We start from the raw sequence: 224 nt of genomic DNA, 5'->3' as shown, positions 1-224 counted from the left end.
GGGCCACGGCATCCGGGAGATCGCCCGCGAGTTACACATGGGCGGGAACACGGTCCGGCGATGCGCCCGCGCGGCAACTCCAGAGGAGTTGCTCGGCGGCCGGCGGCAACCACGGCCCAGCCAGCTCGACCCTTACAAGTCCCACCTGGACAAACGCTGGGCAGAAGGATTCACCAACGCGATCCAGCTCCACTCCGAGCTCCAGGCTCTCGGCTACCGCGGCA

1 pseudogene is annotated in these 224 nt (G+C 68.3%); it reads left to right on the top strand.

Going from position 1 to position 224, the window contains the following annotated elements:
- Positions 1–224: pseudogene (locus IF88_RS48940) on the top strand (ISL3 family transposase); the annotation flags it as partial.

Source organism: Streptomyces sp. NRRL F-2580, from assembly GCF_000720115.1.
Taxonomy (GTDB): Bacteria; Actinomycetota; Actinomycetes; order Streptomycetales; family Streptomycetaceae; genus Streptomyces.
The sequence above is the reverse complement of the archived record's forward strand: the minus strand, read 5'-3'. Positions and strand labels throughout refer to the sequence as shown.